This window comes from Bacteroides sp. B1-V-101 (assembly GCF_023656585.1).
In the GTDB taxonomy this organism is placed as follows: Bacteria; Bacteroidota; Bacteroidia; order Bacteroidales; family Bacteroidaceae; genus Bacteroides; species Bacteroides thetaiotaomicron.
Window position 1 is genome coordinate 86,890 of record NZ_JAMOKH010000022.1, and the last position, 14,403, is coordinate 101,292.

Genomic DNA, 14,403 nt, shown 5'->3' on the forward strand with positions numbered 1-14,403 from the left:
TTGTCGGGAAATAAAAAATGTATAGAGCACAAAGATTGCATAATAATTGAAAGTTCGTCAAAGTTTTATGGATTCAAGTTCAATTTATCAACAAAAAGTTTCTTCATATCCGCAAAAAACAAGATGTTAAAAACCGAAAAAGCATGCAGTCTTTTCGTTTTCTATTCATCATATTAAAATAATACACGCACATGGATATAAAAGAACTTGTAGATTTATGTAAAAAAGGGAATGAGCAGGCATTAAGTCTACTTTATAAAACCTATTCGAAAAAGATGATGGGAATATGCCTTCATTATATACCTGATAAACAAATCGCACAAGATCTCCTACACGACGGATTCATTGTCATTTTCACTTCGATTAAGACATTACGTACTCCCGAAAAACTGGAAAGCTGGATGGGAATAATTATGAAGAATATTTCATTAAGGTATCTCAACCAAAAGAGTACAAACTCTGCAATTCCCTTATCTGATATCCCTGAAAACGAGGAGCCTATTGACAATTCGCTATCATCTGATTCTATTCCTTATGATAAAATAACAGAAATGGTAGAGAAATTGCCAGAAGGATACAGCAAAATCTTCAAGTTAGCTGTATTGGAGGGATTATCTCACAAGGAAATAGGTAAACTGTTGAATATAGCTCCCCACTCCTCCTCTTCTCAATTATTCAGGGCAAAAGTCTTACTTAAAAAGATGATTTCTGATTACAGGCTGATTCTTATACTAGTGATTTTATTTTTTTTCCCAACGATACACGACTATCTATACTGGAAAAGAAAAGAGACTAAAGATAATCATTGGTCTAACAATGTCATTCGGAAAGTGAAATTAGATAAGAAAGAAGAAAATGAGAGCATTACCTCTTCCGGACATATCTCTCACTACAAAGAAGAACCCCCTTTTAATACTACTTTAGCAAACCTCCCCCGGTTAGCATTAGACACAAGTGCAACAGGATTATCTACCACTTCTGAAATAAAAGACTCAGTAGAGAAACAGCCTGTTGCCAAACCATCTTTTACATGGGAGCATGCAGAGAAAATTATTATATTCTCATATTCAAGCCAAGAATCCACTTCACTCCCCAAAAAGAAAATAGGGAAATGGAAAATGATGTTGGCAGGGTCAGTCGGACCACAACTGGCACAAAACCTATACAAGTTGATGACAACACCACACTCTGACGGTTTGGAAAGCGGTCTCCCCCAGCAAGTCAATACTTGGGAAGAATATTATGACTATTTAAACACCCGCAATCAGGAAGGAACCTTAGGAGACTCGCTTACGCTAATGACAATTGCCAAGAACAACAGTGGAAGAATTATAGAACATCAACACCATAATAGCCCCATCACTATCGGACTAGCATTGAACAAAAAGTTGAATAACCACTGGAGTATAGAAACCGGATTACAATATATTTATTTAAAATCAGAGTTCACCACAGGAAAGGAATATCGGATTCAGGAAACCCAGAAGCTCCATTACATAGGTATTCCTCTCCGTATTTCCTACCGTTTTGGGAATTATAAACAATTCTCATTTTACTCAACAGCCGGTTTACAAATGGAAATCCCGATAAAAGGAACTCTGCATACTTCTCATGTCACAGATAGTGTCCCCATTAATTTGGGTTACCAGTCATTAGATGTACCTTTGCAATGGTCAATCAATGCGAGTACAGGTGTACAATACCACTTTACACCTCACACCAGCATCTATATAGAGCCAACCATTAATTACTATATTCCCGATGGAAGTTCATTGCGCACAATCCGAAAAGAACATCCGGTTACGTTCTCTGTTCCTGTAGGCATTCGTTTCTCTTGGTAAAAAAACATTCTGCCATGCAGTCTTCCGGCTGATAGTTTATCATAACTATAGAACAGTTAGAAACAATAGACAAATCAGATGCAGAAACGACATACAAACCGTGAACGTTATTTTGAGGAACAAGCTCAGACTACGAGAAATTATTATATTCCTTATATTAAAGAATATACTGGAAATCTGCCAAACAAAGTATTGGAAGTAGGGTGTGGCGAAGGAGGGAATCTGCTTCCCTTTGCCGAGCTAGGTTGTGATGTCATTGGAATTGATATTGCCGCATCCCGAATTGAACAGGCACAAAACTTCTTCATCACTAAAAGGCAAAAAGGAACTTTCATCGCTTCTGATATCTTCTTATTAAAAGATTTACAGAAACATTTCCCGCTTATTCTCATACATGATGTAATAGAACATATCGACAACAAGGAGCAATTTCTGCGCAACTTAAAAAAATATCTATCGCCTAACGGAATGATCTTCATTGCTTTTCCTGCCTGGCAAATGCCATTCGGCGGACATCAGCAGATTGCAAGAAGTAAGATTATCTCTCATATGCCATTTATACATTTACTACCTCGTATTTTGTATAAATGGATATTGGAATTATTCAGCGAACAAGAAAGTACAGTCAAAGAGTTATTAACTATCAAATACACCCGATGTACAATAGAAATGTTTCGAAGAGTAGTAAAACAGACTGATTATCAAATCGTCAATGAACAGTTATACTTTATTAACCCACACTACAAAATTAAATTTGGACTAACCCCTCACAAATTAAACAAAACAATAGCATGTATACCTTTCATTAGAAATGTATTCAGTACAAGTTGTTTCTATTTAATAAGACCAACATAGCATTTTATTTCATTATTTACATTAATATTCAGGAAGTTATCAACAAGCTAACTATAAAAGACAAACAGCATCATCAATCATACAAAGCACATAAAAGTCATATTTTGTTCTTTATTGAACAGTATTTTTCCAAAACTATAAAAGGGCTGCGTTAAATTTGCATCTGAAAAAGTACGTTAACATTTTAAATTCTAAAAAGTATGCATTTATCTAACACATTACCCCATAATAATCGTATAGAAATAGCTGATGTGCTACGTGGGTTCGCTGTAATGGGAATTACACTTATCCATTTTATCGAACGGTTTAGCCTCAATAGCTTTCCGGAAGAGACCTGTAACTTTCTGATATTTACGGATAGGGTAATTTGGGATAGTGTATTTTTCACCTTTTCCGGTAAGGCATACTGCATCTTTGCATTGCTTTTTGGATTTAGTTTTTTTATTCAAGACAATTCACAAAAACTTAAAGGGAAAGATTTTCGTGGGCGGTTTGCCTGGCGGTTAGTATTACTTCTTTTTATAGCTTGTATTAATTCGGCTTTATTTCCGGGTGAAATATTGGTACTCTACGCCTTGCTTGGTTATGTACTGATCGCAGTCTGCCGACTCTCTACCCGAACAGTCACGATCATAGCAGTCATTCTTCTACTTCAACCTATTGAATTGGGACAAATAATTTATGCACTTATCAACCCCGACTATGTTATTAATGCTGATCTTGATGCTCCATACTGGGAGTTAGTCAATACAGCTCAGAAAGAAGGTTCTTTCCTCGAAATGTGCAAAACTGCCATATGGACGGGTAATGTTGCCAACATGGGTTGGATGCTATTACACGGAAGAGTTACTCAAACCGCCGGTCTGTTTATGGTAGGTATGATAATTGGGCGTAGCAACGCGTTTCTCTATTCAGAAAAGAATATAAAAATCTGGATTAAAGTATTCATCATAGCCGTTACCGCCTTTTTCCCCATTTATGGTTTGATAAATATACTCCCCGACTTTATAAGTCGCGAAGCACTACTTGTACCTTCTGTCCTTCTATGCAAGTCACTGTCAAATATTGCATTTACAGGAATCATGTTTGCAGGTATCATACTGGTTTATTACCTGACAACCCTTAAGAATGTTCTTCATAAATTTGCACCTTATGGACGCATGAGCTTGACCAACTACCTGTCACAATCTTTAATCGGAGGATTCTTGTTTTACAACTGGGGATTAGGACTTTATCTGCATACAGGCATTACAGCGTGTATCCTTATTGGTGTAAGCGTATTCTTTTTACAATACTTTTTTTGTAACTGGTGGCTTCGTTCACATCGCCAGGGTCCATTAGAATGGCTATGGAAGAAAGCAACCTGGATAAAGGTAGGCAAGGGATAAATGATACTGAGAGATAAGAAAAGGTGCAATTCATCGTAAAAGTGAATTGCACCTTTTTAGTATTTTTGCTGCAAATAACACAGTCTATAGAAAATATCGAAAACCTTCTGGTAGTGCACATTAGAAAGAAATACCCTATAACAAAAAAGCTAAGTAATTGATTGCTCAATTCTTAGCTTTTCGTGGTACCCAGACCCGCATTTGAAATAATTAAAGTGGGGAAAATGTGAGTAAAAAGAAAAATGCGGAAAAACACCGCAATTACACTGTATTTCAATATGTTACAATCCTATTAAATTTCAATCCAAGTTAATCGAATTGCAAAATATTTAGCAGATGTGGGGAAAATGTGGGGAAAATATCTATATTTGCAGCAGAGTAAAATTCAACCTGAAAGTCTATGAAAGTAACCTTTATCATTAAAAAAGCAGCCAAACGATATGATACAGAATCCATGGCTACAATCTATGTCCGTTTTAGAAACGGAAGGCAGTTAGACTCCGTTGCTCCTACTCAGTTAGCCATCAATCCCAATCTATGGGATGATAAAGACGAATGTGTAAAAACGAAAGCTGTCTGCAATGAAGAAATGCGTACCCATATAAATGAAGAGATACGCCAGTTGAAAACCTATATCGAGAAGGTATATCAACAAGAAAAGGAAGCAATAGACAAAGAATGGCTAAAAACAACACTTGATAAATTTTACCATCCTGAAAAATATTTTTTGCCGGAGGAAGTGGTTATCAAGCCTACCATTGGAGAACTATTCGATGAATTTCTAAACAAGCACCCTTTGTCGGAGGTACGAAAGAAAAATTTCCGGGTTGTCAAAAGAGCCTTACTGCGTTATGAACTATATGTAAGGGCTACAAAGAGAGGACAAAAGGGCTTTATCTTTGACGTGGATTTGGTAACACCTGACACGCTTCGGGATATGTGGGATTTCTTTCAGAACGAATACCAGTATTATGAACTTTACCCGAGCATTTATGAAGCCATTCCCGAAAAGAGGACACCACAGCCCAGAAGCAAGAACACGCTGATAGACTGTTTTTCAAGAATACGTACATTCTTCCTGTGGTGCTTCGATAACAAGCGTACCACAAACAGACCTTTCGACAAATTCCCAATAGAAGAATGTACATACGGTACACCTTATTATATAACACTTGAAGAGAGAGATAGAATTTTCAATGCCGACCTTTCAGCTACCCCACAACTGGCAATACAGAGAGATATATTCATATTTCAGACACTGATAGGATGCAGAGTGAGCGACTTGTACCGAATGACCAAACTAAATGTGGTCAATGAAGCCATAGAGTATATTCCCAAGAAAACCAAAGAGGGGAATCCGGTTACGGTACGTGTTCCACTTAACGACAAAGCGAAAGAAATCCTTGAACGCTACAAAGAATATGAGGGGAAACTATTGCCGTTCATATCCGAACAAAAGTACAATGACGCCATAAAAAAGATATTCAAGTTGGCTGGAGTTGACCGCATCGTAACAATCTTAGATCCATTGACGCACAACGAAATCAAACGACCGATTTATGAAGTGGCAAGCAGCCACTTGGCAAGACGTACTTTTATCGGCAATATCTATAAAAAAGTGAAAGACCCGAACCTTGTTTCCGCACTGTCGGGACACAAGGAGGGAAGCAAGGCTTTCAGACGATACAGGGATATTGACGAAGAAATGAAGAAAGACCTTGTAAAACTATTAGACTGATACTTGTATGGGACAACAGGAATATGACAATTTCAAAAGACTGATAAAGGAATGGCTCGACAGCCATCCGGATGAATATGCCGATTTCGTAGAAGAAATGAACGACAAGAAGTTCAAAGGGTTCTTCAATATTTTCAATACGGCTGTAAGGCTTGTTCCGAAATATAAAGAAGCAGCACGCAAGAGAATAGGCGATGATAGAAACCCTGATTTCGAGGAACTGGAAAATGTTCTTTTACAATCAGACCTTGCCGAGAAAATAGTGAATGAGTTTCATACCCCGAACAAGAGAAGCATTGTTCCTGCCATGCTTGCATGGCTCTATTACGGACGAAGCTATGAGTGCATGGTGGAACAGGGTGAGGAACTGACCAAAAGAAAGGATATTCCCACCTTATACAAATGGCTTGTTTCCGGCATGGTCAAATTCATTATCAGAAAAAGCATCGCCAATGGCATGAGAACCAAAGAGGACTGGCAAGTATTCAGGAAGCAACAGAAAGCCATTGAGGAAAACTCTCTTGTGGAATGGGCAATAGAAGAAGATGAAGACATGGACGAGGAAGAAACAGATATGTTGCAGGAAGAACAGCCAAAGACCGCAGGACGCAAAGCCGACACACGCACGTTGCCAGAACTTCTGATAGAAAGGCATGACATACTGATTGAAAGAATTGGCACACGATTGAAAACCCATGCTACGGAAACAGATATAGCACGGCTGTTTATCGCACTGGTGGAATACCGCTTCATGCGGAAGTGTCCCATCAAGACTTTCAGAAACGCACTGCACGAGCAGTTCAAGGAACAAGAAATCGTCCACGAAAGAGGCATCCAGAAAGCATACAAAAATCTCATTTCACCACTTGGAAACAGCAAGAAACTGGTAAAAGACATTGGTGAAGACCATGAAGCCATCGAGGAATTGAAAGCCTATCTATCCAATTGAAACTCGTTTAATTCGCTTTTCGTTTTTACGAATTTAACGAATTGAATATCATTGTTTTACGATTGTTTTTCATTATATATTTGCGCCACTATCCTAATCGGGGTAGTGGCTTTTCGTTTATAATACTGCCGAAACGGGAAGTCTTACAACCGGCAGTTTCAAGAAGCCTATGACAGATTTATTGGCAATTATCCAAAACGGGAACGGCAACATCAAGTTGGAAGTAACAGGAGAAGATTTGCTATTATTCTCCAACCAGTTAATCAGCCGTGCGAAGCATGAACTTTCTACCGCCATTGCGGAAGCAAGAAAGGAGAAGTATCTAACCAAAGAGGAAGTGAAAAAGATGTGCGGTGTTTGTGATACCACACTCTGGCACTGGTCTAAGAAAAACTATCTGAAGCCTGTAAAGGTTGGAAACAAGGTCAGATACCGACAATCCGACATTCAGAGAATTTTAGGTGAACACAACCCTTTAATCTAAGCCTATGAAGGAGGAAGAATATATGCGCGTAGGAACAACTTTGTACAAGGTGGTCAATCAGCCATGCGCTAATGGCGGTTATGAAAAGAAACGTGTCGTATGGAACAACAGCACATTACGGCAGGACTATGGAAAGAATTATCTTGCCACCGTCCCCAAGTATGACGGCTTTTGCACTGTTCCCAACCATTTGAACTATCAAAAGGAGATTGAGGGATTTCTGAACCTTTACGAGCCTATAGAGCATAAACCGCAGCAGGGGGACTTCTCCCACATCCAATCCTTGATGCGGCACATCTTCGGGGAACAATACGAGCTGGGTATGGACTATATGCAACTGCTGTATCTACAGCCGACACAGAAGCTGCCTATTGTCCTACTTGTTTCAGAAGAACGCAACACAGGCAAAAGCACGTTCTTGAACTTCCTGAAAGCCGTGTTTGAGAACAACGTGACTTTCAACACCAACGAAGATTTCCGCAGCCAATTCAATTCCGACTGGGCAGGAAAGCTGCTAATCGTTGTGGACGAAGTTTTGCTCAACCGCAGGGAAGACAGCGAACGGTTGAAAAACCTGAGCACCACTTTCACCTACAAGGTGGAAGCCAAAGGCAAAGACCGAACGGAGATTGCTTTCTTCGCCAAGTTCGTGCTATGTTCCAACAACGAATATCTGCCCATACTCATAGACGTAGGAGAAACACGCTACTGGGTGCGGAAGATAATGCCGTTGCAGAGTGATGATACCAACTTTCTGCAAAAGCTAAAAGCGGAAATACCCGCATTTCTTTATTTCCTGACCCAAAGGGAACTATCCACAACACAGGAAAGCCGTATGTGGTTCAACCCAAGACTGACACATACCGCAGCCTTGCAGAAAATAATCCGAAGCAACCGCAACCGACTGGAAATAGAAATGACCGAGTTGTTGCTTGACATCATGTCGAACATGAACGTGGAAAGCGTATCATTCTGCCTGAACGACCTTGTAACCTTGCTACTCTATTCACAGGTCAAGGTTGAAAAGTATCAAGTGAGGAAAGTTGTGCAGGAAGTATGGAAACTTACTTCCGCACACAATTCGCTATCCTACACCGCTTATGAGTTCGCACCCCATCGTGAGTGCCACTATGAGCCGAAAAGGAAAACTGGTCGGTTTTATACGGTAACGAAAGAACAACTGACCGCTATCTAATTATTTTGATGAAATGATGAATAAGGGAAGTAATATATTGCCTTACAGATAGATATGTATTCATCAAACACTCATCAACAACGATTGCTGATGAAAAAAGAAAACATCATTTCTCTTTTGGCAAGCAATCTGATGAGAAAAAGATGAGCCGATATAACGCTGTTTAACAGTGTGTTAAATTCCAAATTCATCAAATCATCATTTTTTCATTCACCAACAAATCCGCAAGAAAATGACAATAGAAGAAGCTAAAAGCATACGAATAGCCGACTACCTGCACAGCTTGGGTTATTCACCAGTAAAACAACAAGGTATCAACCTTTGGTACAAATCTCCGTTTCGGGAAGAGAGTGAAGCATCGTTCAAAGTGAATACCGAACGTGAACAATGGTATGACTTCGGTTTGGGAAAGGGCGGAAACATCATTGCACTGGCTGCACATCTGTACGCTACCGACCATGTGCCTTACATCTTGAAACGGATAGCAGAGCAGACACCGCACGTGCGCCCGGTATCTTTTTCTTTTGGCAAGCAAAGCTCTTCTGAGCCGAGCTTCCAACAGTTGGAGATTGTTCCGCTGTCATCTCCTGCCCTGCTTGCCTACTTACAAGGTAGAGGAATAAATACAGAACTGGCGAAAAGAGAATGTAGTGAAGCCCGTTTCACCCACAACGGCAAGCGGTACTTTGCCATCGCCTTTCCCAATGCTTCGGGTGGGTTTGAGGTTCGCAACCGCTATTTCAAGGGCTGCATCGCTCCAAAGGAAATCTCCCACATCAGACAGTCTGGGAAAGCGAGGAATACCTGTTATGTGTTCGAGGGATTTATGGACTACCTCTCCTTTCTGACATTGAGACAGGAGAGCTGCCCAAATTATCCGGAGTTGGACGGACAGGACTATATCGTATTAAATTCCGTATCGAATGTGAATAAAGCTCTCTATCCGTTGGGCAGCTACGAACGCATCCACTGTTTTTTTGATAACGACCATGCAGGCATGGAAGCCCTCCAACAAATCCGCAAGGAATACGGCAGAGACCGATACATCCGTGACGCTTCACAGACTTACAGCGGATGCAAGGACTTGAACGAATACTTACAGAAACAGGCTGAGAAAAAAGGGAAGCTCCAATCCGTCAAAGAAGTGAGCAGCCAGTCACCGAAAAAGAAAAACGGCTTTCGGTTATAGCCCACTATAACTACACGCTCCGCTTTCGTAGTTGTGGGCTCTCCCGAGGGGATTAGGGCTTTGCCCTAATGACCCACTCAGGGCGTTTCACCCCTGAGAACCCCGAACAAAGAGTGACCCTCTCTTTGCAATCTCCGCTTATGGGTTACCCCTAAGAACCCCTCTGCGAAAGCAAGCAGAATAATCAATTGCAAACAAAGAAAAGAAGCTATGGCAACAAAATCAAGCATACATATCAAGCCTTGCAGAATCGCATCGAGCGAGGCGCACAACCGAAGGACTGCCGAGTATATGCGTAATATCGGGGAGTCCAGAATCTATGTCGTTCCCGAACTTTCCACCGATAACGAACAGTGGATAAACCCCGACTTCGGCACTCCCGAACTGCAAACTCATTATAACAATATCAAGCAAATGGTCAAGGAAAAGACCGGACGTGCCATGCAGGAAAAGGAAAGGGAACGCAAGGGAAAGAATGGAAAGATTATCAAGGTGGCGGGATGTTCACCCATCCGTGAAGGAGTATTGCTCATCAGACCGGATACCACACTTGCTGATGTACGCAAATTCGGTGAAGAGTGTCAAAGACGCTGGGGCATCACTCCACTACAAATTTTCCTGCACAAAGACGAAGGGCATTGGCTGAACGGTCAGCCGAAAACGGAAGACAAAGAGAGCTTCCAAGTCGGGAACAGATGGTTCAAACCAAACTATCATGCCCATGTCGTTTTCGACTGGATGAACCATGAAACCGGAAAGAGCCGAAAGCTCAATGACGAGGATATGGCAACCATGCAGACCCTTGCTTCCGATATTCTCCTGATGGAACGTGGACAGGCAAAAGCTGTCACGGGTAAGGAGCATTTGGAGCGAAACGATTTCATCATAGAGAAGCAGAAAGCCGAGCTGCAACGTATAGAGGAAATCAAGCGACACAAGGAGCAACAGGTAAGCCTTGCCGAGCAAGAACTCAAGCAGGTAAAAGCAGAGATACGCACGGACAAACTCAAAAGTGCAGCTACCGATGTAGCCACTGCCATAACCAGCGGTGTAGGTTCTCTTTTCGGAAGTGGTAAATTAAAAGATTTGGAACAAGCCAACGAAGGTTTACGGCATGAAATTTCCAAGCGTGACAAAAGCATTGATAACTTAAAAATTCAGATGCAACAAATGCAGGAACAGCACGGTAATCAAATTCGTAACATACAAGGAATACATAATCAAGAGCTTGAAGCCAAAGACAAGGAAATATCACGATTGAACACCATTCTTGAAAAAGCATTCAACTGGTTTCCATTGTTTAAAGAAATGTTGAGAATGGAAAAATTGTGTCATGTCATAGGTTTTACCAAGGGGATGATAGACTCTCTTTTGTACAAAAAAGAAGCTATCAGATGCAGCGGAAAAATCTATTCCGAAGAACACAGACGGAAGTTTGACGTCAAAAACGATATTTTCAGAGTTGAAAAAAATCCAACTGACAGCAATAAACTTGTTCTAACCATAAACAGACAACCAATAAGCGAATGGTTCAGAGAACAATGGGAAAAATTAAGAAGAGGTTTACGACAGACGGTTGAAGAACCAAGAAAAAGCAGAGGTATAAAATTATAAAAAGATGGGGCTGTCAAAACTAAGGCACATCCCCTTCTTTTTTTAATATAAAATAGTCGTTCCTCTTTTTTGTCTATGCGACTATTTTTTCAGTAATTAGGTAATAAGGCTTAATATTCGTCGTATTTTGAGTCACACGTGGTCTGATAAAGATAAATATAGTGTGTGCACTCCTTCTCTTTCTTGCTTTTAGTAGTTTTGCACACATCTTTTTGATATTAAAAGCTATAGCAAAGAAGGCAAAGTCCATTGTAACCTTGTCTTCTCCCACATGCCGGAACCTTTTGTATGCCATGTTGTGTTTCATTTGTCCAAAAACTGCTTCCGGTTCTATACATCGCCTTCCCCTATGCCTGATGCCTTCTTCCGAGAGTAACCTTTCCCGTGCCTGCCGTTTGTATTGGTTTAACCGGTGGTTGACTTCTATCATACGGTTCCCCCGAGCTTTAAAGCAACTGCCACACAAAGGACACCCTTCACATCTTTGTGCTTTATACCGGGCACTTTCGGTGATGTATCCGCTTGCTGTTTTGTCACGTCTAGTTCCTATACGGTTCATGTGCTGCCCCATAGGACAAACGTAATAATCCTCCCCCGCATTGTAATGGAGACTCTCCGCATGGAATGGATTGGGGGTATAACGGGGACGCTGTTCTTTATGGAAGTAGTTGTACTTGACAAAGGCTTCTATCCCATTATCTTGCATGAACCGATAATTTTCTTCCGAGCCGTAACCGGAGTCTGCCACACCGACAGTTGGTAAGCGGTTATAGCGTTGCTCAAAGGAGTGGAAGAAAGGTATGAGGGTCAGCGTATCGGTTGGGTTGGGAAACAGTCGGAAGTCTATGAGGAATTGGTTCTCGGTACCTATTTGCAGATTATATCCGGGTTTGGTCTGTCCGTTTCTCATGGCGTCTTCTTTCATGCGCATGAAGGTGGCATCAGGATCGGTCTTGGAGTAGGAGTTGCGTTCTCCAAGAGTATCAAGATGGTTGTCGTATTCTATCAACTTGTCACGGTACTCCTCAAGTTCCCGGACCTGTTTCTTCTTTTCCCGGATGACCTTCTTTTGTTCCTTGTCCTTTGTTACAGGCTGGTGTTCCAGCACCTCTTTAAGTTCATTCACTATATCTGAGAGCATGGCGGGAGTGAACTCTACAGGTGTATCTTTCATGGAGTTCTCTTGGGCTATGACTTCATCCACCTGCTTCAGGAGAATGCGGATCTTATCCATCAGCTTTGTACGGTTCTTTTCGACTGTTTTGCGCCAGACAAAAGTATATTTGTTGGCTTTGGACTCAATCTTGGTACCGTCGATATACTCTACGTCAAGGCTGATGAAACCTTTGTCGACAAGGACAAGAACCAACTGCGTGAATACGGTATTTATTTCCTCTTTTACACGGTTTCGAAAACGGTTGATGGTAATAAAATCCGGATGTTCATTACCGGAAAGCCAGATATAATGATCACGTAGGAGAAGCTTCTCTATTTTGCGGCACGAATAAATATTGTTCATGTAGGCGTAGATAATCACCTTAAGCATCATTTTAGGATGATAAGGACAACGACCGGTTGCTTTATAAAGCTTCTTGAAATTGTCAAGATTGAGATTATCAACAACAGTATTAACTATGCGAACCGGATCGTTCGCTGCTATGTTTTCATCAATTCTTCCGGGAAAAAGAACTGTTTGGTTGGGAATGTAAGGACGAAAATGTAACTTTGCCATAACGAAAAACTTTATGCCTAAAGATACAAAAACTTTGGGTAATAACAAAGCCCGGGCTTGTGAAAGTCTGGGCTTTGTGCATAAAAAAAGGTTGTGCCAGAGTTTTGACACACCTCTACGTTATGATGAAACTAATTGGCGAAGGTTATGACTTGTATAACTGCATCCCTGTGATTTCCGAGTTTATGGGACATAAGAGCCTCTTTTCAACGGAACAGTATCTCCGCTTTACAGCGGAAATGTACCCTCAATATATATCGTATAGCCATATGGCAAGTGAACCTATTACTGATATTTTAATTAAAGCGGCAGAATTTGAAGATGAATGACTATCCTGATTTTGGCAAATCCGTTGAAAGATACTTCCAGAAATATCTTGTCAAGGAACGAGGCGCAAGTAAGCACACTATTAAAAGTTATGCGGATACGTTCTCCCAAATGCTCGATTTCCTTCAACAAAAAATCGGCATTACGGCTGACGCCATCCAGTTTGACATCTTTAACCGGGATTTGATTTGCAACTTTTTAACTTGGCTGGAAAATGAACGTCATAATAGTATATCCACAAGGAACATCAGATTATTTGTACTCCGTTCATTCTTTACATACATGATTTATGTCGATCCTACTCATATTGACCAATGGAAATCCATTTGCTCAATTAAAAAGAAAAGATGTGATTCTAAACCGCCAAACTATCTTACTATAGAAGGAATCAAAGCGATACTCTCTGAAATAGATGTATCAACCATTCGGGGAAGAAGAGACTTGACCATGCTGTCACTGCTTTACAATTCCGGTGCTCGTGTACAGGAACTTATAGACCTTACACCCGACTCCATCAGAATGGACAAGCCGTATTGTATAATTCTACATGGCAAGGGTGATAAAATACGGCAAGTTCCATTGGAGAACAGTATCATAAATCTTATAAAGTGCTATGTGGAAGAAAATGGACTTGCCATCAAAGATAAGCAGTCCCATCCTCTTTTTTCAATTCCAGACATGAGAAATTCACTCCTATGGGGATAACATATCTTCTGAAAAAATATGTCGGCTTAGCCAAAGCTAAATTCCCGAATCTCATTCCAGAGCGAATTTCGCCTCATTGCTAATAGCTTACGTATCAAAATATTATTTGTATATGCAGGAAAATCGGCAGAGTTTATCCGTTGATTGGCGAAAAACCAATCATTCATATTATCTCTTCTTTTTGTAAGAGTCTGTTTGATTTTTACTATGTTTGCAGATGGTTACTTTAATAACTATGGCCTATGCAGACATTATTTACTGGAGATCCGTCTACTACGGTGCAGTATTTTCCCTGTCTTTCCATTAAGGTACATTGTTGCAGGTATTGGTGGTTGAAGAATTGGGAATACAGTACGCTTTCGTTTCCTTTCTGGCGGATTTACCAC

The 14,403-nt window shown here is 40.6% G+C and carries 12 protein-coding genes; 11 read left to right on the forward strand and 1 reads right to left on the reverse strand.

Annotation, left to right across the window (positions count from 1 at the left end; all coding sequences use genetic code 11):
• Positions 1 to 191: 191 nt before the first annotated feature.
• The 9 genes from NBH01_RS16595 to NBH01_RS16635 all read left to right on the forward strand — a co-directional run bounded on the left by NBH01_RS16595 (position 192) and on the right by NBH01_RS16635 (position 11,253).
• Entirely contained in the window at positions 192 to 1,841 is a 1,650-nt protein-coding gene (locus NBH01_RS16595) for a sigma-70 family RNA polymerase sigma factor (protein WP_225679176.1), read from the forward strand.
• Positions 1,842 to 1,919: 78 nt separating this feature from the next.
• Positions 1,920 to 2,696: a class I SAM-dependent methyltransferase gene (locus tag NBH01_RS16600; RefSeq protein ID WP_008761993.1), complete on the forward strand. Its 777-nt coding sequence runs from the start codon at positions 1,920 to 1,922 to the stop codon at positions 2,694 to 2,696.
• Positions 2,697 to 2,896: 200 nt separating this feature from the next.
• Positions 2,897 to 4,084, forward strand: coding sequence for a DUF418 domain-containing protein (locus NBH01_RS16605; protein WP_055301114.1), 1,188 nt, complete (start codon positions 2,897 to 2,899; stop codon positions 4,082 to 4,084).
• 400 nt (positions 4,085 to 4,484) lie between these two features.
• Positions 4,485 to 5,822: a site-specific integrase gene (locus NBH01_RS16610; RefSeq protein ID WP_009037359.1), complete on the forward strand. Its 1,338-nt coding sequence runs from the start codon at positions 4,485 to 4,487 to the stop codon at positions 5,820 to 5,822.
• Between the two features lie 7 nt (positions 5,823 to 5,829).
• Entirely contained in the window at positions 5,830 to 6,771 is a 942-nt protein-coding gene (locus tag NBH01_RS16615; protein ID WP_009037360.1) for a DUF6043 family protein, read from the forward strand.
• 169 nt (positions 6,772 to 6,940) lie between these two features.
• A complete protein-coding gene (locus tag NBH01_RS16620; RefSeq protein WP_007763424.1) occupies positions 6,941 to 7,255 on the forward strand; it encodes a helix-turn-helix transcriptional regulator in 315 nt (104 codons plus the stop codon).
• Between the two features lie 4 nt (positions 7,256 to 7,259).
• A complete protein-coding gene (locus NBH01_RS16625; protein ID WP_014299551.1) occupies positions 7,260 to 8,450 on the forward strand; it encodes a primase-helicase family protein in 1,191 nt (396 codons plus the stop codon).
• Between the two features lie 232 nt (positions 8,451 to 8,682).
• Entirely contained in the window at positions 8,683 to 9,639 is a 957-nt protein-coding gene (locus NBH01_RS16630; RefSeq protein WP_014299552.1) for a DUF8464 domain-containing protein, read from the forward strand.
• Positions 9,640 to 9,849: 210 nt separating this feature from the next.
• Entirely contained in the window at positions 9,850 to 11,253 is a 1,404-nt protein-coding gene (locus NBH01_RS16635) for a hypothetical protein (protein ID WP_014299553.1), read from the forward strand.
• 73 nt (positions 11,254 to 11,326) lie between these two features.
• On the opposite strand, the gene NBH01_RS16640 is transcribed toward NBH01_RS16635, so the two are convergent.
• On the reverse strand, positions 11,327 to 12,985 hold the full coding sequence (locus NBH01_RS16640) for an IS1182-like element ISBthe2 family transposase (protein ID WP_250700197.1): 1,659 nt from the start codon (positions 12,983 to 12,985) through the stop codon (positions 11,327 to 11,329).
• Between the two features lie 122 nt (positions 12,986 to 13,107).
• Between NBH01_RS16640 and NBH01_RS16645 the strand changes: the two genes are divergently transcribed.
• The gene (locus NBH01_RS16645) at positions 13,108 to 13,314 is read left to right on the forward strand and encodes a hypothetical protein (protein ID WP_041161435.1); all 207 of its coding nucleotides are present in this window, start codon (positions 13,108 to 13,110) and stop codon (positions 13,312 to 13,314) included.
• Positions 13,307 to 14,017: a tyrosine-type recombinase/integrase gene (locus tag NBH01_RS16650; protein ID WP_050809235.1), complete on the forward strand. Its 711-nt coding sequence runs from the start codon at positions 13,307 to 13,309 to the stop codon at positions 14,015 to 14,017. The genes NBH01_RS16645 and NBH01_RS16650 overlap by 8 nt, the downstream gene beginning before the upstream one ends.
• Positions 14,018 to 14,403 lie beyond the last annotated feature (386 nt).